This window comes from Thalassoroseus sp. (assembly GCF_984380535.1).
In genome coordinates this window covers 93266-113707 of record NZ_CFHRBF010000017.1, presented here as the reverse complement: position 1 = coordinate 113707, position 20442 = coordinate 93266, and the positions used below count along the sequence as shown (strand labels likewise).

Genomic DNA, 20442 nt, shown 5'->3' with positions numbered 1-20442 from the left:
TCACGCTTTCGGTAAGCGGCCTAACAATTTCTTGCCCTTGCGACGCCAGCTGTTCTGTCTTCTTGCGATAGCTTTCGGGCTACCATCGATGTCCATAAACATCGCCCGCAAATATTCGCGAGCGGCTTGGTAATTCTCTTGGTCTGCGTGCATCACCGCAAGAAGGTACATTGCTTCGGGATGTCGCCATCGATCGATATGTTGCTTGAGATGCTCAGTCGCTTCGTCGGTTTCATCCATCAGGTAGAGACACTTGCCATAAGCAAGACTGACATCACCGAACTTGTAACCAAAGTCGGACTCTAAGATGCTCAGCAGATGACTCTTCGCAGCAACGAATTCTTCGAGTTCAATCTCTGCCAAAGAGATGCCCCACAATGCGGGGTGGTTTTCCGGTTCGCGTTGAAGAGCGTGACTGTAAGCGGTTCGCGCGTCGGCGTACCGACCGTGCTCGCGAAGAACTTCGCCGTACTCAATATGCTGATACGGGTTCCCAATCTGTTCCGCCGCAATGCGTTTTTGTTCGATCTCTCGCTTTCGGCCAAACCGTTTCAGCAAGCCCGAACTGATCTGCCGTCGCGAAAAAATGACCCGCGCGAACACATAGACGATTGCCGTTGGCGGGATAATTAGCATCGTAAAGAACCAGAAATCCCGATCGGGTTCCCAGAGGTAACAATGGATCAACATGGCGAGCCAGAAGAGGCCCAATAGTGTCACGACGATCCACACGCCGTATGGTCCGAGAAAATTCATCAAGACATGCATAAGACAATCGGCTCACCGAAGACAGGAGTTTGCGACGCCATTGTGGCATAGCGACTGCCAGTTTCCAACGACGTGACATCGCCTGCGGTGAAATCTCTCCGGCTGCATAGTGTAGGCAAATTGAGAACGAATTACCGATTAGTCGGGTTGTTCCCCATGGCATGCTACAATCGCTTTAATTCACACGCAGATCGAATTCGAGTTGTTGTCTTAGTCGGATTCGGAAATAAGCTAAAGTTACGCATTCCCAGCGGTTTCAGAGAACATTCTTTATGTGGTTGGTGAAGGGTCATCAAAATCGTTGCTCCGTTGTCTTCCTGCTGAGTCTTTTGATTTGCCAGGCGGCTAACGCTCAGGGTCCGGTTTTGCTTCCCCCACCAAACTCGATGCCCGGCGACTCAATCCCCTTTGAAAATCAGCAAACGCCCGAACTCGAATCCGGGAACGATTTTCCGTCTGAGCCAGCAAATACCTATTGGGTCGTGAGTAGTCGTCGTTGCCGCCAGAACGGTTCGCCGGGTTGTGTTTCTGGCGAATTCGGTTATGTGTTCTCAGGGCCGGATGGCCAAAAGGAAGTCCGAGATGCCGCTGCGTTTCAGGCGACGCTACGACCGGACTTGCCGATCTGTGTCATCGTGCATGGAAGTTTTATGGAGTGGGCGGAGCTGTACGACTTCGCTCCGAAAGTCCAGCGTTGGATTCAAAGTGGGCAACCCTTAGCTCGTGCACAGTTCGTATTTTTCACTTGGCCAAGCGAAGATCGGAACTTGAATCTCGGCCCGATCGATCTGGCTCCGCGTGGTATCCAAGCGAGTTACAACGGTATCTATTTGGCTCACTTTCTCACGCAACTCCCGCCGCAAGCTCCGGTAAGTTTAGTGGGGCACAGTCATGGAACTCGAGTCATTGCGGCGGCTTTGCACATGCTTGGCGGTGGTTACGTGAGTCGTTACCGCTTGGCAATGCAGCCTCAGCCAAGGCGAATTCGCACGGTATTTCTCGCCGCTGCTTTGGACCGTCATTGGATGATGCCGAACGGCCGATTCGAAGCGGCACTCCCTATGATGGAACGCATGCTCAACATGGTGAATCGGTCGGACTACAGTCTGCAACTGTATCCGCTCCGGCGACCATTCTCGGACGTTGCGATCGGTCATGTGGGACTTGGAACTTCCGGCTCTGCATACTTAGGACCATATCGGGACCGCTACCGGGACTATGATGTGACGAACTTTCTCGGCGCGAGTCACGGTTGGGAAGCCCACGTTCGCCATCCGCAACTTGCTCAAGTGATGGCGAACACCGTGTTTTTCAGTGAACCCGTCGCAATTGGACAGCGAATCAACCACTACCGACCAGTCCCGAGTCGAGCAACTCCAGTCCATTCGCAGGGATGGTGCGGTTGCAGTTCGGATCAAGAAGCACAGCGCAAAAAATAAGCCTCGAAGAAACGACTTCGAGGCTTATCATCTGATTGGTCACGCTACGTGTTAGGCGGCTTTCTTCTCTGCCGTTGACGGGGCGGGTTCTTCGTCAGGCTTGCCTTCGAGTTTGTTCTCAAGGTACTTCAATGCCCGCGAGAGTTGTCGATCTTTAAATTCGCTCTCGGACGTTCCTTCTTCGCGAATGATGTCGCGGTCTCGGCGGTCATCGAGGTACTTCTTGATTTCCTCGTTCGAGAACTTCACGACGACATCAGGCATGACGCCCCACTCACCGGTCTTCTCAGACTCAGCATTGCGGTGGATGTTCTTGCCACTCGGTCGGTGATACGTTGCGGTCGTCAATTTGAGGGCGCTGGCACCGTTGTCCAACTCGATCACGTTTTGCACGCTGCCCTTACCCCAGCTGCGTTCGCCGACGACTAACGCTCGCTTATGGTCCTGCAAAGCGGCACTCAGGATTTCACTGGCAGAGGCACTAAAGCGATTGATGAGCACGACCATCGGGAAATCTTTGAACGTGCCCGGTTTATGGGCGTCCCAAACTCGCTCGGGAGTGTTCCGTCCTTTGGTACTCACAATTCGGCCATCTTCCAAGAAGAAGTCCGCGATCTGAGTCGCTTGGGAGAGCAACCCGCCCGGGTTGAATCGCAAGTCGAGCACAAGGGCTTTCATCCCCTTCTCTTGCAGGTCTTCCATAGCCTTGAGTAACTCATCGGCAGTCCGACGGCTGAAATGCGACATCCGCACGTAGCCGATCTTCCGTTCGTCGTCGAGCATGAAATTCCAGGTGTCTTTGCCTTCGACACGGTTGAAGCCGAGGATCGTATCCATCTTGATAATGTCACGTTCCATCGTCAGTGTTTCCGGTTTGGTCTCGCCCAGATGGAGAACACCAATGCTGACTTCCTCACCCGGCTTTCCTTTCAGGGCCTTGACGGCATCGTCAATGCTGTAGCCGTCGGTCGGTTTCCCTTCGATCTCCACGATAACGTCCCCAGCTCGCACGCCGGCTTTATAGGCGGGTGTACCAGGAAGCGGCGTGATGACGGTCAGCCGATTCGACTCGGGATCAATCTGCACCTGAATTCCGATGCCGCCGAATTCTTGATCCACCGACTGATTGAATCGAGCCAATTCTTCCGGCGGAATGAAGGTGGAGTAGGGGTCCAGGTCTTTGAGCATTCCTTGAATCGCCGCTTCCATGAGCTTGCGACGATCGACGTCGGTCACATAATTCCGATCGATCTGCTCGAACGTGTCGACGAAGGTCTTCATCAATTGGTAGTAGTCGGCGTCCTTCTCCGACTTGGGTTCGGCGATCTCTTCCGCCATCCCGACCGACAGTCCGCAGGTCATCGCTATTGCCGTGAGCACGGCTGCAATGGATCGAATACGTATTACAGCGAGCATCAGCCCCTCCTTAAATCGTCGTGCGTCCAACCAGATTTCCAAATCCACATCGTTTTATGGTATGGGAAATCTGGGGAATCGGCAAGATGATCGGGAATGTTCCGGCCGTTGGGTGAAACAAAAAACGCCCGGCGATCTCAGATCGACGGGCGCTTTGTTTTGAACTTGGAATCGTCAGTCAGCAACGTCCAGAATCGCCTTCTCAGGTTGATGAAGACATTCGCCACCAGTTCGTTTGCCTGAATGTTCTCTCAGGGAGAATCAAATCAAACGGGTGGGACGAGCATCTTCAACGCCCTATTAGAGTGGGCGGACGTTTTCGGCACGCGGTCCCTTGGGGCCTTGTCCTTCAGTGTACGAAACCTGTTGACCTTCGTAGAGGTCGTTGTAGTGGACACCGTCCAGGTTGGAAAGGTGGAAGAACAAGTCTTTTCCTTTTCCCGTGTCGATGAATCCGAACCCTTTTTCCGTCAGTTTTTTGATCGTGCCTTCCGCCATGGACCCTGCTTTTCGTCCCAAAAGTAAGTAGCTGGAGAGGGATGGTTCAGCAAACGATCCTCACAGTTCCCGCTCCGTATCGCCAGCAGTATATCACTTCGTCTAGCGCGAGGGCAAACGCGATTGGATGAAAACCCACAAAAATCAAGGCGACTTTTGAAATGAATTTTTCGGCGACAATCGCGTTCCGACGCCGTCCGAATTACTTGAGTTGTTCGAGCAGGTCGAGTGCTTGCCGAGTTCGCTCGATACCACCGAGGTCATCAGCGAACTTTTTCACTTCCATCAATTCGGTTCCCGAGAGGTTTGATTTCTTCGGGCTGCGAGTTGCCTTCGGGCTGGAAGTTTTCTTCGGAGCGCTCTTTTTCTTCTTGGTGGTTTTCTTGGTTGTCTTCTTGCCACCGATCGTCGACTTGACTTGGCTCACCAAACCGGCGGTCACAGAAACGCCTTTTGCTTCCAATGCCGGAACAATCTCTGATGCCGTCGCTCCGGGGTTGTCGGAGAGGTAGTCACGGATTGCTTGACTTTTGTTGACGCCGCCCGCTGTTTTCTTGGCCATGGTGTCGTGTCCTTTGTAGTAGAACCAGTACTGAGTGTTTCCCCTAATGGCTGATTCATACTAGCGACTAGTCCTAAAGTCAATCTTGTGATCTTGAAAGCTAGGACGTTCTGACTAAAAAAGCCTGAAAACCGGACTTAGAGTTCTCTAAGATCTCAAAAAACTAGTCTCCACCTCGAATTTCGGAATCGTCTAAAGGTTCGATCACAACTGATGGGCTCCTTTTAGTGAGATCGATCTGAGCCGAATTCGCTTGCTCGGTTCGTGAGCTGTCTTGCCGATTTAACCACTGCCAATATCCCAAAGCAGTCGCCGCCAACAGCAGGACTACTCCAACAATATAAGGGCTAGTCAGGCGTCGATGAGGCTGAGTTTTCGTCCGGGTTTCAGTCTTTCGGATTTGAATCGTGGGATTGGCGATGCTTGTGTTCGAGTTGCTATTTGACCGGGGGCGTTTGCGTTCAGAGGCCAGGTTTGAATCCGGCTTCGATGTAGCGGCCGAGCGTTTTGCAGGGTGTTTACGCGGACTATCAGGCTTAGTTGCATGGTCCGATGATGAAGTCCGCCGTGGTTTCCGACCGCTGGACTGGGTTTGAGTTTCAGACGATTGAGTCGTCGTCGGTTCCTGTCGGTCTGAATTCGACTGCGGAGGAGAAGGTGAAGTTTCGGCAGGTTTATTCGCCAGAACTAGGTTCCAGTTCCGTTTTCGCCAAGTTGAGTCTGCGTGAGATACTAGCCAAGCTGCGAGGACGTCGGCGACTTCCTGGGCCGTTTGATACCTGTCTTCCGGCTTTTTAGCCATCATTCGATTGAGGATTGTAATAATTGCATCCGGTGTGTCGGGCCGGTCCCGTTTCACTGAGGGCGGTTGCCGGGTTTGATGGGCCAGCAAACGCTGAACTAGGGTTCCATCACAAAACGGCGGATGTCCGGTCAATGAATAGTAAAGCGTGCAGCCGAGGGCATAAATGTCAGCGCGCTCATCAACTTGATGACTATCAACTGCCTGTTCAGGTGCCAAGTAGTCTGCAGTCCCCAGGACCTTTTCATCGTGTTTGACGGTGAGTGACTCCTCCTCCGTCGCTTTGAAAAAGCGAGCTAGCCCAAGATCGACTAGCTTCAATGTGTTGTCCGGGGTGATTAGAAGATTCGCAGGTTTGATATCGCGGTGAACCAGGCCTGATGCATGGGCATGGGCCAGCCCTTCGGCCGCTTGACGAATTAAGTCAACAATCAGTGGTAGCGGAAGCGGACCGGACTGCACAACGAGCTGCTCGAGTGTTTTTCCCTCGACATATTGTAGGACCAGGTAGTGCAAATCTGTCCCGTTTTCATCTTGGCAGCCGATATCATAAGCCCGCACGATGTTCTGGTGATCTAACGAGGCGACCGCTTCGGCCTCACGGTAGAATCGGCCCAAATAAGATGTGTCTTTGACACGATGTCCGGGAAGGACTTTGATCGCGCATTGCCGATTCATAAAGAGGTGATGTGCCAAGTAAACGGCACTGGTTTCCCCGGTACTTAACAGTCGCTGCAAGCGATATCGTCCTAGGAAAAAGCCCTTATAGCGGCCTTGTTCCAGCTTGGATGCCTGCCATTCGGTCAATGCATCCGTTTGAACGAATGCACGCGAAAGAGCTTTGGCATCATCGAGATCCACACCTCGATCTCGGAACGTAGATAGCAAACGTTCCAGTCGGTTGGACTCGATCAATTTGCTCCGCTTTAAACAAGCCAAGAAGGACGCCGCAGTCAGTTTAAGCGTCATCGGCTAGATTCCTTGCAATTCACTAAGGGACTGATTGTGTGGTGAACAGAAATGGAGGAAGTTCGATCAGACCTTGTTACCATTCTCTGTCGCGTACTGGTGAAGTCTGGGGAGATGATCTGTTCCCAGTGATGAACACTGATCCCCAGAGTTTTGCACGATCTGGTGTATCATCTCAGTTTTTCCATAGTTGACGACCTCTCTCAAGCTATGTTTACCCAGAGTCTTGTTTTCGAGTCGATTCTGAATCGAGTTGCAGGGATCATGCAGTCATGTCGAAAATTCAACACGGCGATCGGGTGTGTTTGCATTACACAACGATGTCGGAGAACGGCTGTACCTTGGATTCTTCAGTTGGGCGGACACCGCTAACGTTCATTGCCGGAAACGGTGATGTCTTGAAAGGCTTGGAGCAGGGGGTGCTGGGGTTACAGCCAGGGGATCGCCGAACCTTGTATCTTGCGGCGGAAGATGCCTTCGGAGAGCGTTACTCGCAATTGAAGCGAAGTGTGCCTGTCTCGGCGTTGTCGAGCGAAGTCGCCCGTGCCGAGCAACTTTCCGTGCAGGTTGATCAGTACTCGTTGGACTTGCATCGTCAGTTCGATGATGGCCAAGTGATCCATCTCGACGCCAACCATCCACTCGCCGGTCAGAGTTTGACGATTGAGATCGAAATTCTCTCGGTCGAATCGACGACTGTAAACGACCGCTCCATGAGTTAATGTCGTTATAATGCAATCGGCAGACGAGCCGGTTCTCGAAGCTGACGGGTAGTGTTACATCAGCTCGTCGAGGACGTGGGAATTCCGAGATTCGATCCGTTCGATTCGTTGTTGAACTTCACGGGCTCGCTGGGATTGCCCTTGCTGCTCGAGTGTTTCGCAGAGTGCTTCGAGCGTTTGTACGAACTCAGGGTCGCATTCGTCCATAATCTGCTCTTGGATTTCGATAGCGCGACGCAAGAGTTCCTCCGCCTGAAAGAATTCCGCTTGCCGAGCACTCAAGTCGGCGAGTTGTTTGAAGTCGCAGGCGACATCGCGACTGTGCTTTCCAGTGGCTTTCTCTTGGATTTGTAGTGTTCGCCGGACTAAATAGGCGGCCTTGCGATAGTTCTTTTGATCGGTGTAAACCTTCGCGAGGGTTCGCAGCAACGGTGCGAAACCGACTGTATCGCCGTCGACATTCGCCTCAAAGAGATTGATGGCACGAAGAAGCATTGTTTCCGCGTCACCGAGTTGTTGACAGCGATGATGGACAACCGCAGTGACCCGCAATCGTTCGATTTCAATCCAAGGTGCTTGCTCCGCATTGGTTTCGGCGATGGCCTCCGCCCGAGAACACCACTGTTTCGCTGCTTCAAAGTTCGTCGTTTGCAGCCCGAATGTTGCCAGTTGTGTGTAGCCTTGGATTTGATCGGACTGCGTATCAGGCATTGATCCGCACATTTCAATTGCTCGGCGAGCCACATCGATCGCATCATTCACACGGCCGGTCTCGCCGAGAATCCTTGCCAAACGATAGAGCGTACGAACAATTTCTGGATTGAATACGCGTTTTAGCGACTCTTGAATTTCCAGTGCTTTTCGATAGCAGACTTCAGCTTTGTGGACATCACCGACGGCAGCGTGAAAGTCTCCAGAGGTGCACAGTAGACTAGCAGCATCGGTGCGTGACAGGTTTTGTCCTTGCTGCGAGATTTCCAGGGCGCGTTCGAGGTGACGTTCGGCGGGGCCGCGACGATGACGAGCAAGACAAACTCCTGCTAAATGCCCGAGAGTTTGGGGCAAACGAGGATGGGTGTCGCCCTGAAGTCGCTCGTAAATGCGAATGGCCTGCTGCAACATGCCCTCCGCTTGATCAAGTCGACCGGACTCCCAATGGACGCGACCAAGTGTCACAAGTGTCGTCGCGATTTCAGGATGATTCGCCGATCGGGTTTGCGTACGGATTCGCAGGGCATGAGTCAGGGCTTCGCGAGCTTTGTCGAGTTGTCTACGCATCAGCCAGACGGTGCCGAGATTGCTCAAACTCTGTCCGACCAGCGGATGAGACCAACCAACGGTCTGCCGACGCATTGTTAAAGCGTCCTTCATACAGCGTTCAGCTGCCTGGTATTCACCGCGTTGACGGTAAAGTTCACCCAAGTTGTTCAACAATGTTGCGACGGTCGGGTGGGAATCTCCGTGAACTTTCTTAGATAACTCGACCACTCGGTGCAGAATCGGTTCCGCACGATCGAGCCGACCTGCATTGAGGTGAATTGCTGCCAAATTGTTATGCAGTCGTATCGAGATGGGAGAGGTCTCTGGTTGCGACTGGCGACAAAGATCAAAGGCTTCCTGACATGCATCTAAAGCAGTAGTGTCCGCACGTGCAAAACGTAGTTCACCCAGCTGTGTCAGTGCCTCAATCAATCGCGGAAGGTACCGATGACCCGCTGTGCGAAAGACTGCAGTCGCAGCCTCAGCAAACGGAATTGCGTCCGAGATCTCTCGACGTGTTGCCAATAGAATTGCTAGTTGTAACTGTACACCTGCCGTTTGAGGACTGTCGGCACCATGTTGGTCGGTGCAGACGCGGAGGGCGGTTCGCAACTCGGATTCGGCGGCCGCCAAGTCGCCCGCTTCAAACAATTTGGAAGCCCGCGCGAGTCCTTCTTCCCAGACCACCGATTCGGCTCGTGCAGCATGCGTCGGGATCGGAGTCGGTTCCGATGAGGACGGCTCGGGACTCGGGTTCAAGTCGGGCATGTTCTGAGAATCGAGTTGCACTTGTTCTACCAGTGACGTTGGTCGGTGAGCATTATTACAGGAATCACGCGTTCTCGAAATCCCAAATCCAAGCCGACTCGTCGGTTGGTTCTGCGGAATGAGCGGCTTGAGACGTCGACTCTTCGCGGACTTGGTGTGGTGCGGAAATGAATTCGCTCACTTCCATGATCTCTGTCGATTCTTCGAAGGTTCGCATATCGGCTTGATTGGCGGAACTTAACAGGACTTCAATTCGCCGGGCCGCCTTTTGATTCCCAAGCTCGCGATGATAGGCCAATGCGGTCTGCCAGTCCGGCAAACCGGTCGCCAGGGTTTCTAGCAATTTCTTTTCGAGACGCTCGGCTGTTGCCAATGGTAACCAATGTTGGTCGAGAACTAACTGCGGAATCCGCAAGAGATCGATCGCTAACAAACGGCTCGGTGATGGCTCCCGATCGTTTTGCAAAGACGAATCGATCACTCTTTCTTGCAGCGACAGGACTGACTGCCGACAACATTCCACCCCTGCAAGAACAAGTCGATCTGTCAGTTGTGAACCGAATTCGTGACACTCGCGATCAATCAGCGTTGTTCGTTTCTGCACTTCCAAACGAAGGTCGACTGCATCCTGTGACAGATAACGGTCTAAGTCGGGATGTCGGTCGACGAGTCGTATCCAACGCTCGATTAGCACAATCGCCGACTGTTGAAGTTGCCGAAACTCTGCAAATCGACGAGAAGACTCCTCTCCCGCGGACGAGCGAGAGAACGCAGATTCCTCGCGTAGCGATTGCAATAACCGCATGACCTGGTTTCGACGCTGCAGCGGTTGATCCGTGAGGAGGGAACTGAGTTCGCTGTGGAGTTTGGTCAATCCCGCCTGCCAGAAAGCCCAACGGTCTGCAACTTCCGGGTGACGTGTCACCGTTGTTGGAGTGACGGTCCAATGACTCTGCAGGAAAATGAGTCGAGCGGTTTGATAGCGAAATCGCTTCTCGACCTTCTGGTGAATCCATTCGCGAATCTCAGTGCGAAGCCCAGTCCACGCTCGATGCCATTGCGTCGCAGACATTGACGTGGCAAATACGCTCTTCGCCTTACCTGCTAACCGTCGGCTAGCCAGGGCCACCTTGATGCAAAGATTCGAAAGTTGCGGCTGTCGTTCGATCAGGGGAAACGAACGTAGCAGTTCGCCCACGGAAGAATCGGTCAGGACCAATGCGGGGGTGAGACTTGCGGAACGGAGAAATAGCTGAAATGCCAATGACGAGTCATTACCGGACGTCTCTCGCCAATCAGAGGCCAGCGATTTCAAGTCTTCCTGGAGTCCCACACCGATTTCACCGTCAGCGTTTTGAACAACGCGGGAAAACAGAATTGCACGGATTAATCTCGCGGAGATCACCGCATGTCGCTCTCCTCGGGTTTCCATGCAACGAGCGAGTTGATACGCCAAACCCAGATGGTTGGCGATCAACAGTTCCTCGATCACCGTCGACTTCGCGACTAGCTTCTCGTCTCTCGGACAACTCAATGCCCACCGAGCCGCGCGTTTGACTGGTGCCAGCGAAGACTCTCCCTGCATAGCGGCCGTCAATCCCATGGTTCGTGGTGGAACCGTTCGCGGAAGGCTTTTGCGTTCAGAGCGATCGGTCGAGTTTGTCCGTCTCGCATCTTTCATAGAAAGCTACTTTTCGTCCGATCCCAGGGAAATTGCATATCGAAGTAAAATTGAAGTTCGTATGCAGGGCTAGTCTGCATTGAATGAGTGAATGCTGTCGCCTTCGACGAGTTCATGGGTCAATTCTCCATCGTCGTCGGTTGGCTTGTCAGCACCGTTGCGTGTCGATCGAGACGTCGCTGAACCATTCAGATTCGCACGCTCACTAGCGAGTCGCTGTTCGAACGACTCGATTAAAACATCGAAGACAGCCTTTTGGACGTCTGGCGAATTAAACGAATTGACCACCGCCGCCATACTGGGAAGATTTGCGAGCAACGTTTTGTAGTGCAGGGAACTCATAGTCGGTCTTGTCACCATCATGAGAAGAAAGTTTTTGCTGATGGCTCGTCGCACGTTGATCGTGCCAATCAGCCGTAACGGGGCCAACTTTTTGCGGGCTAGGGCACTTCGTGGTCGTTGATGTTCGTGAAGAACGCGGGAAAGCCTTCGTCTTTCGAACTCTACGAGACAGAAGCCGCCACGATGCTAAGTCGACTGGTCTAGTTCCAGATCGCGTAGGAGCTATCACGACTGACCAGCCGTCCACGGGCGGCCGCCGCTGCGAGTTCTTGTCCGTACGCGTTGGAAACACGATTTAACTGTTCGAGCCAGTCGGCATCGGTAAGATCATCCGTCGGAGAGACCAAGCCTGCAAACGCAGCGATCGGGTGCGAACCATCGACGAGTTGTTGGATCGACTCGTTGGGCACGCCGTGATCCCATTGGCTCAATAGACGATCCGCATCGGCTCGAACGGTTTCCAGCGGTCCGAACGATTCACGATCCTGGTGTTCCAAGACAAGCACGAAATCCAGAATTCCTCGCGCTGCCTCTCGAACGGCACAGATGTTGATATCTTCCGAGACTTGCGTGAGTGTCGTGGCGTCGAGTTCTTCCTCGGTCGGTGCGGATTGCGTCGGCGAAATCCGCGTTTTCAGGTTGGCGACGCGAGTGCGGAGTTCGCGTAGATCATCGATCAATTGGAGTGACGGCAGCGATTCCTCGTCCGCCAAATCCTCGGCAGCCTGACGAAGGTCTAAGCTCACCTTAGCAGCGAGGGCTTGGATTTGTCGTAGTTCGTCCTCATGTTCCGGGATCGTCGAAATCACAGCACACCTCGTGGTTCTAAAAAAGCCTATGCGTTCGCGGATTGCGAAACTTCAGCAGTTCGCCTTCGATCATTACCGCTTCTGTCGTGCGGCATCGCAGAGACAGAAGACCAGCGAAGGATCTCAATCAGTTCAGAACCTCAAAGCAAATCCTGTTCGCACTGTGAACTCGGATGGGTTGAACTCGCAGACTTCCCCCGTTTAGCAAGACAACGGTGTCGAATTCCCTAGTTATGCCGATTGTAAACGGTGGTCGGGAATTCATTCGCTGATCGGGCGAGCGGTGAGTGGCTCGTCTCGCCGGAGTTCACGTCAACAATCGTTGTTGCCAAGATGCAACACACGTGCGGATTTTGCATCGGGACGCGTGTCAAACTTGATTCGTACTCGCCCGCGTCGGTCCGAGTTTTTGACTCACGACGTACAGCGGAAAACCAACCACTAATGGGATGACACCAAGTAAGCTCAATTCGCGTGCCCACATGAGACTTGAGTACAGCATATAACCCGAAGTGCTACAGAAAACGAGTGGCAACCACGGGTACAACGGCACACGAAATGGGCGAGGCAAATCCGGTTCGCGGAGTCGCAACACAATCACCGCAAGACCACTGAGTAAGAAGAACCCCCAAAACATCGGGGCGGTTGCTGCAACTAATGTGTCAAACCCCCCGCCGAAGTCGTTCCAAGTCACTGGTGATCGGCCAAGAGTTTCCAGCGATCGATCGACGAAGTTTCTCCCCGATTCGGTACCAACCGCGATGATGAGGACAATCGACACCACACTTTGGACAATGAGAGACGCCAATGGGGCCTTCCCTTCTTTCGGACGCCAACTCAACCACGCGAACAACCGATGATCGGCTCCTAAACTCGCATGCACTCGTGAACCAGTCAAAATCAAACCATTGAGTGCACCGAGTGTCGAAATCATGACCAAAACGCACATCGCCGCAAACCCGGTGGAACCGAACATCGGCTTGAGGACGTCGGCGGCGGGAGCTTCGGATTGGCGAATACCGTCCCAACCAAGACCGTTGAGGTAAGCGGCATTGATCAGAAGATAGCTCAACGTGACGAGTCCCACACCGCCCAACAACGCTTTCGGGATGTTGCGAGCAGGATCTTTGACTTCGGCTGCCACAAAGGCGGCATCGTTCCAACCGCCGTAGGCGTAAAGAATCAGTACGAAAGCCAATCCGAAATTCGATACCTGTTCGCCGGTCGGAGGTGGCGTATCGAGTAAACCGTGGCCTCCAAATAGTCCGCAAACCGTGATTCCGACAAGTCCTAAGATTTTCGCAAGAGTCAGTACGTTCTGCGTCGTTTTGCCGAAGACGACACCACCCACATTGAGCAGCGTCAAAGCAGTCACCGCGATCACGGCTGTCAGTACGACGCTGTTCGCGGGGAGATCGAGCAGTAAGTTGGTGTACTCGGCGAAGATGTAAGCCATCGAACCGATGCTGCCCGTCAGAATACCCGTGAGGTGCGCCCAACCGAAGAGGAAACCGACGATCGGCGCATAGGCTCTCGTTAGATAGACATAATCGCCGCCGGACTTTGGCAACGAAACGGCCAATTCCGCGTAACACAACGCTCCGCAGAACGCAACGAGTCCGCCAACCAGCCAGACAAGCAATCCCGCTAGCGGACCTGGAACGCAACTAAAAACGATCGGCGGAACTTTGAAAATTGACGCTCCGACGACAATCCCCACGATCAAACTCGCCGCGTCTTGCCAACGCAGGATTCGTGATTGGGAGGCGTCATCCTCCGAGGGCAGTTGTGAGTCCATGGGCAATCTGATCAATCTTCGGGGAACTCACGGATGTGGCTGTAGCGTTTGTAGGTCTCGTAGATGTCTCCACCGTCGAGCACGCGTGGATCGCCCGTCTTCCGCAAATAGGCTTCAAACTCTTGGCCTAGTTCGCCTTTGATGGTCGCGTACATCGGGTTGTCAGCGAGGTTGATCAAATTCGCGGGATCGTTTTCGATGTCATAGAGTTCGATTTCCGGTCGCTTCTCGACGGACCATTGGAAGAATTGTCCCAAGCGTGGATCATCGCGGTGTTCCCAGAGAAACGTCTTGCTGGGACAAGCGTCGATATCGTAGTAGCCAAAGGCATCGTTTTTGAACCCAGCAGGATGACCGGCTGGCCAACGTTCAGGGCGGAAGTTGCGGATGTAGAGATACTTCGGCGTCCGCATGGCACGAATCGGGTAGGTGCGGTTGTCGAATCGTGAGGAGGAATGTCGTTCACGAGCCGAGTAGGCACGATTCCGTTTCGGGTTCAGTTGGCCATCACGTTTGCTCATCAACACATCGAGAAAACTTTGGCCGCTCATGTCGGAAGGCACTTCGACACCGGCTGCATGCAGCATCGTCGGAGCAAAATCGATGAAGCCCACGATGTCGCTCACTTCCCGGTCCGCCGGGATTTTCGCTGGCCAACTGATCGCAAGCGGTGCATGGATGCCGAATTCATAACAATTCGCCTTCGCCCGGGGAAACGGCATCCCATTGTCGGCGGTCACGATGACGAGTGTGTTCTCCAACTCGCCAGCTTCTTCCAGTTGATCGAGAATCCGCGTCAGGTGACTATCAAACCACTCGATTTCGACAGCATAGTCGAGGATGTCACTGCGAATGGTTGGTGTGTCCGGCAGGAACTTTGGTACCACTGCATCCGCCAGGGATTTGCCCTGTTCGCGACCGATACCGTTCTTGTAACTGCGATGCGGTTCTGTCGCTCCGAACCAAAAACAGAACGGTTTATCAGCCGGTTTCTTGTTCAGAAAGTCACTGAAATTGGCTGCATAATCGTTACTGGATATTCCCGGCGGCGATTTCATCTTCCGTTTTTGCCAAACCGGACCAGCGGGATTTCGCTCGCGACCACTGACCTTGAAGTTCCCTGGTCCCCAACCTTTGCCGGTGTAACCGACGAAGTAACCGGCGTCTTCAAGGATATCAGGATAGACCGTATACTTCTGCGGAAATGAACTCGCGTGTGTGCCGGCTTGTTCGATTTCCCAGGTGTTCCGCCCAGTGAGCAAAGCCGCTCGTGAAGGACTACAACCAGGGGACGCACAAAAGGCATTGTGAAACAGCACCCCGGATTTTGCCACACGATCGAACGCCGGTGTGTGAATCCCTGACGTGCCATACGCACTGGCATACGGATAGGATTGATCGTCCGAAATCGCGAGCAGAATGTTCGGCTGTTTCTCGGCCGCTTCAGTTTCGTTTCCGCTAAACCACGATATCACCGCACCGTAACACAGCGTTGCTAACAGAACCATTTTCAATTGCCGAGCCATCGACGCTTCCTCTTGGACAGGGCGAGCGAATTTGATGGCTCCGTTCTAACCGGTTCGGTCAGCAATTCCTAGTGGTCTGGCAATCGATGAGATCCCTAGCGCGCAACCCGATCGCAGTGCTCTTGCGTTGCCAATGAAACCGACCGACGGATCAGCGGTTCATCACGGAGGCGGCATCCACGCGATAGCTATTGTTCAGTAGCACGACTTCGCAACCATCAATCAATTCCTGATTGGTGATTTCGTAGCGTCCCGGCGGGAGCGTGACCGGTAAGGCGGTCCCGACCTGAAAAGCGGACACGTAACGGGTTATAATGCATTCGGTTTTGGAAGCGTTGTTTAGCGCAATCATCGAAACTTGAGCGAGTTTGAGTAAAATTGAGCGAAGTCCCGATGTCAGTCGTGTGGGCGACGATATCAGGAAATCTTTGTGTGTGGGTGAGAAAGCGATTCTCAGAGAATGCAATCCCGAATCGCCCGCCTAGCGGACACACTCCGAAAGTTGCATTGTGGGGATAAGATGTATTATCGGAGTGAAGTTAGGTGACATTGACGAGTTTTTCAATCCCCAGCGAAATGAATGTCCAGTCGCGGACGGGTTAAATGGTTCACAACGGAATGATGCATTAATGAAGCTTGATTCACCGATTCGTGTTTGTAGTTTCGAGAGTCGTCGCAATAACGAGATGCACACGCTGATCGAGCGGTTTGGTGGCATCGCTACCGTGGCTCCGTCGATGCGTGAAGTGCCGTTGGGTGAAAACGAAAGTGTGTTCGCCTTCGCGGAACAACTGCAAGCCGGGCAGATTGATGTCGTCGTGTTCATGACCGGTGTCGGAGCACGGGCACTCCTTGAGACTTGGCAAGTCCGTTATGAGGCTTCGCTATTCTTCGAGGAGTTGGCAAAGACGACCGTTGTCGTGCGCGGACCGAAGCCGATGGCGGTTCTGCGGGAGTGGGGTGTGCGAATCGATCATCGCGTGCCCGAACCGAATACCTGGCGGGAGTTGCTGGAAACGCTCGATGCGAATGTTCCGCTCGCAGGCACGACGGTTGCCGTGCAGGAATACGGTGAGCCAAATAATGAATTGTACGATGCGCTTCACGCTCGGAATGCAACTGTGATCCCGGTTCCGGTTTACCGCTGGGCATTTCCGGAAGATACCGGCCCGCTGAAAGACGCCATTCGACGAACCATTGCCGGCGAGTTTGACGCATTGATGTTCACGAGTGCCCAGCAAATCGTCAATACGCTCCAAGCCGCTGCGGAAGACGGTTTGGAGGACAATTTTCGAGCGGCTACGAAGAATACGCTCATTGCATCGATCGGTCCCACTGCAAGTGAACGGTTGCAGTCTCTGGGGTTCCAAGTCGACGTCGAAGCCTCACTGCCGAAAATGGGACCACTCGTGAGAGCCACAATCGAAGCCGCGAAGAATCAGCGTGAGGTCAATAACGAGCATTGAGAACAGAGAGCACATGAACCTCGCGGTTTGTAGGACTCAACGCAGACTTGTTCATCAATCGTTTGCTTTTTCACCGATCCTGCAAAAGGGAGCCCCGTTTTACAGGATCCAACGAGTTGAATCCGATGTTCAAAAGTCTTTCGTTTGTCGCGAGTTTGCTCACTATTGTCATCGTGTTCGATGACGTACCGAATGTTGCACTGGCTCAGGAGCAACCTGCTCGAAGGTACTGGAACACGAGTTTTTCGCTACGGGATGCGGACGTCGCTAAACTCAATCGCCGCTTGAGTTTTATTGGAATCGGGCTGCCGTTTACGATTACCGGAAACGTCACTACGGAACTTAATATCGGCGTTCCACTTGGTGCCATTCGTGATGCAAAGGCCTATCGAATTGATGGAGCCGTCTCGTCGCCGTCGTTGGTGGTCTCCGGGGTGCGTCTCGACACGGTACGGATGGACCTCAAGTATCGCGACGGTGTTCTCGATCTGCAGCCGATTGTCTTCGACCTGCCCGATCTCCCAGCGGACCCGAATGCGGAACCCGTTGCAAACGGACAATTCCGTGGAGCAATCCGTCTTGGCCTAGTGCCAACCGACGAGATGACAGCTGATCTCACCTTGACGACCATCCCGATACGACCCATCACGCAGCAGATTCCAAACTTCCCTGTGATTGACACCGGGGCGTTGGACGGCCAACTGTCCGCGTCCGTGCCGTTAGACAAATTGAGTGATCTGACAGCATGGGATCTCAATGGCAATTTAACGGTTTCGAATCTTAAAGCGTTCGACCAAACGTTGCGGAGTGTGCGTGTCGATGTGGAAGCGGACGACGGAGTGCTCGAAGTCAGCAAGCTAGACGGAACCATCGACGGAGCAACGATTGGCGGGAATGCGAACCTCAAACTCACGGCTCCCTTCGGATATGAGGCCGATGTCAAAGTGCTCTCAGAGAACATCGCCGGAATCGGCAAGCAGAACGCTGATGACGCCGATTTTCGGGGACAGTTGGAACTCACCGGGCATGTGGAAGGAACTCTGAGTCCGTCCACCGTAGCTGCGAACGGCCGAGCGCGATTGACGGACGCAGAGTTCGCGAACATTCCGGTTCCGGTGGCTGGGTTCGAGTATCGGCTAAACGATGCAGCGATCGAACTTCAAAATCTGACGCTGCAAAGTCTCGACGGGAATTTAATAGGTGCGGTTCGATTGCCGCGTGTCGGCAATGCTCCGGCGACAGCGAATCTGCAAACCGAGAAGCCGTTCTCACTGACGAGCTTGCTGCAAGTATTCGACCTGGCCGATCTCCCGATTCGCGGCGGAGTTGACGGGACGATTGCGATCACCGCTCCACAAGCACAATTGACGGAACCCACGAAGTGGCAAGCCGCTTTCGATGTTTTCGTCCGTGAGGGCGAAGCGTTCGGGTTACAAATCGGCCCGGAACCGATTCAAGCTCGGCTTGCGAATGAACGGTTCGTTCTGAAGGAAACGAGTTTCAAACTTGGTGCAACTTCGCTCGCTGCAGGCGGAGAAATTGCAACTGCCAAGCCATTTGCATATTCGGCGAAGTTGAAGCTCAACGCGACTGACCTATCGGACTTGAATCGACTTGATGAGAGCCTGCAAGTACCAACCGCAATTCAAGGTTCGATCACAACCGACCTAACAGCCAAGGGCGAATTGGCTCCGTTTACGATTGTCGGCGATGGTACCATTCAGTCCGACCAGCTTGCCGTTGCCGGTGCAAGGATTGATTCGCTTGCGGCCAAACTCAGCACCGATGGGAAAACGGCCACTCTCAGCGAACTCGCCATCAAACTCTATGAGGGAAGTCTCACAGGAACCGCAAAAATTCCTCTCCGTGCAGACAACGAACAACTGCCGAATGTCGCGAAGGACCACGATTTCAATCTCGATGTGAAAGACGTCGATCTCGGGCGGTTGGCAGCTGATCTTGCGAGTCTGGAATTCGATGTCGCCGGTCGTTTGAGTGGTCGTCTCACCGGGCAGTACGTTGCCAATCCTGACAAAGGTTTGCCGGTTCGTTTCCAATCGAGATGGCAGATTCCGCAAATCACTGTCGGGGGAATTGGGACGGGAAACATCAACGCGACCGCCGGGCTGAGTGATGAATCCCTGGACTACAAAGTCGACGGCGAACTTTTCGATGGTGCCTTGGAACTTAAAGGCAGTTTCCCGCTAGAAGAAACGGACGAGGAAACCTCGACGACCAGTACCGGACGGCTCCGTTGGAACGGTGTGTCGATCGTCAATATTGCCAGTGCCTTTGATGTGGAACCGCCGAATGGCCGCACTCGGGGCAATGTCTCTGTGGAATTCGATTTCCGACATAGCCAAACACTGACCGCCATCGAAGGCAGCGGACGCGTGCAAATCGTCGGTTGGATTTGGGGAGGGCAACCCGTAACCGATCGTCTCGAAAGTCGCATTGCGATCAGCAAGAATGTACTGCGAGTCTCATCGAATGGGGAACTCGCAGACGGAAGGCTGATCGCCGATATCACCTGGAACTTCCAGAATACGCGTGCAAATCGTTTCTCCGTGGACTTGCTGAATGCCAACGTGGAAACGTTCTTGCTATGGGCACCGGCGGAAGTTCGCACCCTGTTCACCGGACGCCTCGACATCCAACGAGTCAATATCGACCCAGGAGACCCCTGGCGAGCCGAGGCGGTGTTGTCACTCACGAAGGGAAGTGTCGCCGATGTAACAGTATCGTCCCTGAGCATTCCATTTCGCGCCACCTGGACCGACTCCGGCGAAAAAGCCGAGATCAATGTGCGTTCGTTTAGCGGTATTGTCGGGGGCGGCCACGTCCGAGGGAATCTCTTGGCACACATGGATGGAGGAAACCGAGTCGTCGGGGCGATGGATTTTGAGAACGTGAATCTCAGTGCGATCAACGAAATTGGGAAGGAAAGCGGTGCACTCAGTGGCAGCCAAGTTAGCGGGGAATTGACAATCTCGGGCAAACGTATGCGGTCACTGAACGACTTGGTTGTCACCCTTGACGCGAATTTCAGTCGAACTCGCAGTAGCCGTTTGCCGTTGATCGCCAGTTTGCTTCAGGCCATCCCGGGGGTGCGTGTTTCGCAACCGATCCAAGAAGGACACGTCTACGCACTATTGCAGGGCGACGTTGTCACCATCGACGAACTTGCAATTCGCACCCCGAGTTTGGTGATCTATGCCACCGGGACGGTCACCCTTCGTCAACGGCTGAATTTGGAACTGGTGGTGGCGACCGGCGATTTTGATCGGCCACGTGGCGGACTGCTCGGACTTTTGCTGTTGAGGCGGATCGACGGTGCGGGGCCTTCGTCGGCGGGGTTATTTGCACGGTTTGGTCGTCTGTTGACCGATCAGCTGATCTCGTTCAACGTTCGAGGAACGATCGCTCGACCAGTCCTCAAGGTCCGTTCGATTCCGCTTCTGCCGGAAAACGGCGTGCAGTTTTTCATCAGTGGAAGTCGTCGACGAGGTTGATCGTCAATCAAAATCTGCTCCGCCGTCAAATCCAATTGTAGCGGTTATGCCGATTGTACCGATGATTGTTCATAGGCCGCATGTCGTTTCGCGGTTCGACCTTT

General features: G+C 53.6%; 16 protein-coding genes. 4 read left to right on the top strand and 12 right to left on the bottom strand.

The genetic code is table 11. The features are described from left to right. A complete protein-coding gene (locus AC5DDB_RS22305) occupies nucleotides 1–768 on the bottom strand; it encodes a tetratricopeptide repeat protein (protein WP_491741986.1) in 768 nt (255 codons plus the stop codon). Nucleotides 769–1154: 386 nt separating this feature from the next. On the opposite strand from AC5DDB_RS22305, the gene AC5DDB_RS22300 reads away from it, so the two are divergent. Continuing rightward, entirely contained in the window at nucleotides 1155–2207 is a 1053-nt protein-coding gene (locus AC5DDB_RS22300) for a hypothetical protein (RefSeq protein ID WP_491741985.1), read from the top strand. A 51-nt stretch (nucleotides 2208–2258) separates the two neighbouring features. Here AC5DDB_RS22300 and AC5DDB_RS22295 read toward each other — a convergent pair whose 3' ends face one another. The 4 genes from AC5DDB_RS22295 to AC5DDB_RS22280 all read right to left on the bottom strand — a co-directional run bounded on the left by AC5DDB_RS22295 (nucleotide 2259) and on the right by AC5DDB_RS22280 (nucleotide 6454). Continuing rightward, entirely contained in the window at nucleotides 2259–3623 is a 1365-nt protein-coding gene (locus AC5DDB_RS22295) for a S41 family peptidase (RefSeq protein ID WP_491741984.1), read from the bottom strand. A gap of 300 nt (nucleotides 3624–3923) precedes the next feature. Next, on the bottom strand, nucleotides 3924–4121 hold the full coding sequence (locus tag AC5DDB_RS22290) for a cold-shock protein (protein ID WP_491741983.1): 198 nt from the start codon (nucleotides 4119–4121) through the stop codon (nucleotides 3924–3926). Nucleotides 4122–4323: 202 nt separating this feature from the next. Then, entirely contained in the window at nucleotides 4324–4683 is a 360-nt protein-coding gene (locus tag AC5DDB_RS22285) for a hypothetical protein (RefSeq protein WP_491741982.1), read from the bottom strand. 163 nt (nucleotides 4684–4846) lie between these two features. Beyond that, nucleotides 4847–6454: a serine/threonine-protein kinase gene (locus tag AC5DDB_RS22280; protein WP_491741981.1), complete on the bottom strand. Its 1608-nt coding sequence runs from the start codon at nucleotides 6452–6454 to the stop codon at nucleotides 4847–4849. A gap of 272 nt (nucleotides 6455–6726) precedes the next feature. Here AC5DDB_RS22280 and AC5DDB_RS22275 point away from each other — a divergent pair, with 272 nt between their 5' ends. Continuing rightward, on the top strand, nucleotides 6727–7176 hold the full coding sequence (locus tag AC5DDB_RS22275) for an FKBP-type peptidyl-prolyl cis-trans isomerase (protein WP_491741980.1): 450 nt from the start codon (nucleotides 6727–6729) through the stop codon (nucleotides 7174–7176). Nucleotides 7177–7230: 54 nt separating this feature from the next. On the opposite strand, the gene AC5DDB_RS22270 is transcribed toward AC5DDB_RS22275, so the two are convergent. The 7 genes from AC5DDB_RS22270 to AC5DDB_RS22240 all read right to left on the bottom strand — a co-directional run bounded on the left by AC5DDB_RS22270 (nucleotide 7231) and on the right by AC5DDB_RS22240 (nucleotide 15661). Beyond that, nucleotides 7231–9204 (bottom strand): tetratricopeptide repeat protein, encoded by a 1974-nt coding sequence (locus tag AC5DDB_RS22270; protein WP_491741979.1) that lies wholly within the window; start codon nucleotides 9202–9204, stop codon nucleotides 7231–7233. Nucleotides 9205–9268: 64 nt separating this feature from the next. Further along, nucleotides 9269–10885: a hypothetical protein gene (locus tag AC5DDB_RS22265; protein WP_491741978.1), complete on the bottom strand. Its 1617-nt coding sequence runs from the start codon at nucleotides 10883–10885 to the stop codon at nucleotides 9269–9271. Between the two features lie 69 nt (nucleotides 10886–10954). Further along, nucleotides 10955–11227, bottom strand: a complete 273-nt coding sequence (locus AC5DDB_RS22260; RefSeq protein ID WP_491741977.1) for a hypothetical protein — start codon at nucleotides 11225–11227, stop codon at nucleotides 10955–10957. Between the two features lie 200 nt (nucleotides 11228–11427). Continuing rightward, on the bottom strand, nucleotides 11428–12036 hold the full coding sequence (locus tag AC5DDB_RS22255; protein WP_491741976.1) for a hypothetical protein: 609 nt from the start codon (nucleotides 12034–12036) through the stop codon (nucleotides 11428–11430). A gap of 370 nt (nucleotides 12037–12406) precedes the next feature. Then, nucleotides 12407–13834, bottom strand: a complete 1428-nt coding sequence (locus AC5DDB_RS22250) for an APC family permease (RefSeq protein WP_491741975.1) — start codon at nucleotides 13832–13834, stop codon at nucleotides 12407–12409. Between the two features lie 11 nt (nucleotides 13835–13845). Then, nucleotides 13846–15360: a sulfatase family protein gene (locus AC5DDB_RS22245; protein ID WP_491741974.1), complete on the bottom strand. Its 1515-nt coding sequence runs from the start codon at nucleotides 15358–15360 to the stop codon at nucleotides 13846–13848. A gap of 151 nt (nucleotides 15361–15511) precedes the next feature. Continuing rightward, entirely contained in the window at nucleotides 15512–15661 is a 150-nt protein-coding gene (locus AC5DDB_RS22240; protein WP_491741973.1) for a hypothetical protein, read from the bottom strand. Nucleotides 15662–15989: 328 nt separating this feature from the next. Between AC5DDB_RS22240 and AC5DDB_RS22235 the strand changes: the two genes are divergently transcribed. Both AC5DDB_RS22235 and AC5DDB_RS22230 read left to right on the top strand, forming a co-directional pair. Then, on the top strand, nucleotides 15990–16826 hold the full coding sequence (locus tag AC5DDB_RS22235; RefSeq protein ID WP_491741972.1) for a uroporphyrinogen-III synthase: 837 nt from the start codon (nucleotides 15990–15992) through the stop codon (nucleotides 16824–16826). 125 nt (nucleotides 16827–16951) lie between these two features. After that, on the top strand, nucleotides 16952–20338 hold the full coding sequence (locus AC5DDB_RS22230) for a hypothetical protein (protein ID WP_491741971.1): 3387 nt from the start codon (nucleotides 16952–16954) through the stop codon (nucleotides 20336–20338). Nucleotides 20339–20442: the final 104 nt, after the last annotated feature.

What these genes read in the sequence shown, in the direction of transcription:
- AC5DDB_RS22285 (WP_491741982.1), bottom strand. Translation starts at nt 4,683, where the DNA reads ATGGCCAAGAAAACAGCGGGCGGCGTCAACAAAAGTCAAGCAATCCGT.
- AC5DDB_RS22270 (WP_491741979.1), bottom strand. Translation starts at nt 9,204, where the DNA reads ATGCCCGACTTGAACCCGAGTCCCGAGCCGTCCTCATCGGAACCGACT.
- AC5DDB_RS22280 (WP_491741981.1), bottom strand. Translation starts at nt 6,454, where the DNA reads ATGACGCTTAAACTGACTGCGGCGTCCTTCTTGGCTTGTTTAAAGCGG.
- AC5DDB_RS22260 (WP_491741977.1), bottom strand. Translation starts at nt 11,227, where the DNA reads ATGAGTTCCCTGCACTACAAAACGTTGCTCGCAAATCTTCCCAGTATG.
- AC5DDB_RS22230 (WP_491741971.1), top strand. Translation starts at nt 16,952, where the DNA reads ATGTTCAAAAGTCTTTCGTTTGTCGCGAGTTTGCTCACTATTGTCATC.
- AC5DDB_RS22290 (WP_491741983.1), bottom strand. Translation starts at nt 4,121, where the DNA reads ATGGCGGAAGGCACGATCAAAAAACTGACGGAAAAAGGGTTCGGATTC.
- AC5DDB_RS22300 (WP_491741985.1), top strand. Translation starts at nt 1,155, where the DNA reads ATGCCCGGCGACTCAATCCCCTTTGAAAATCAGCAAACGCCCGAACTC.
- AC5DDB_RS22275 (WP_491741980.1), top strand. Translation starts at nt 6,727, where the DNA reads ATGTCGAAAATTCAACACGGCGATCGGGTGTGTTTGCATTACACAACG.
- AC5DDB_RS22245 (WP_491741974.1), bottom strand. Translation starts at nt 15,360, where the DNA reads ATGGCTCGGCAATTGAAAATGGTTCTGTTAGCAACGCTGTGTTACGGT.
- AC5DDB_RS22250 (WP_491741975.1), bottom strand. Translation starts at nt 13,834, where the DNA reads ATGGACTCACAACTGCCCTCGGAGGATGACGCCTCCCAATCACGAATC.
- AC5DDB_RS22235 (WP_491741972.1), top strand. Translation starts at nt 15,990, where the DNA reads ATGAAGCTTGATTCACCGATTCGTGTTTGTAGTTTCGAGAGTCGTCGC.
- AC5DDB_RS22295 (WP_491741984.1), bottom strand. Translation starts at nt 3,623, where the DNA reads ATGCTCGCTGTAATACGTATTCGATCCATTGCAGCCGTGCTCACGGCA.
- AC5DDB_RS22305 (WP_491741986.1), bottom strand. Translation starts at nt 768, where the DNA reads ATGCATGTCTTGATGAATTTTCTCGGACCATACGGCGTGTGGATCGTC.
- AC5DDB_RS22265 (WP_491741978.1), bottom strand. Translation starts at nt 10,885, where the DNA reads ATGAAAGATGCGAGACGGACAAACTCGACCGATCGCTCTGAACGCAAA.